The sequence below is a fragment of the Clostridium folliculivorans genome, from assembly GCF_024341905.1.
GTDB classification, from domain to species: Bacteria; Bacillota; Clostridia; order Clostridiales; family Clostridiaceae; genus Clostridium_AR; species Clostridium_AR folliculivorans.
In genome coordinates this window covers 1-647 of the sequence record NZ_BQXY01000032.1, presented here as the reverse complement: position 1 = coordinate 647, position 647 = coordinate 1, and the positions used below count along the sequence as shown (strand labels likewise).

General features: G+C 50.5%; 1 rRNA gene. It reads right to left on the bottom strand.

Annotated features, from left to right (window positions below):
• A 23S ribosomal RNA gene (locus OCU55_RS23750) occupies nucleotides 1-647 on the bottom strand; the annotation flags it as partial.

Sequence of the window (647 nt, the reverse complement as noted above, 5' to 3'; positions counted from 1 at the left end):
AGGCACCCCTTCTCCCGAAGTTACGGGGTCAATTTGCCGAGTTCCTTAACTGTAATTCTTCCGCCGGCCTTAGGATTCTCTCCTCACCTACCTGTGTCGGTTTGCGGTACGGGTACTACATTTCTCCCTAGAAGCTTTTCTTGGCAGCGTAGAATCAAGTACTTCAGCCTAAAAGGCCTTCCCCATCACACCTCAGCTAATACAGGCGGATTTGCCTACCTGTATACCTAAGTGCTTAGACTAGCATCCAATAGCTAGCACACTCTATCTTCCTGCGTCACTCCATCGGTAATAACGATTTGCAGTAGTATCGGAATATCAACCGATTGTCCATCACCTACGCCTTTCGGCCTCGGCTTAGGTCCCGACTAACCCTCAGCGGACGAGCCTTCCTGAGGAAACCTTAGGTTTTCGGCCACTAGGATTCTCACCTAGTTCTCGCTACTGATGCCAACATACTCACTCGTAATCAGTCCACCGCTCCTTACGGTACGACTTCAGCCCGATTACGACGCTCCCCTACCCCAGCAGATAAATCTGCTAGCCGTAGCTTCGGTGATAAGTTTGAGCCCCGAACATCTTCGGCGCAGGATCTCTCGACTAGTGAGCTATTACGCACTCTTTTAATGAGTGGCTGCTTCTAAGCC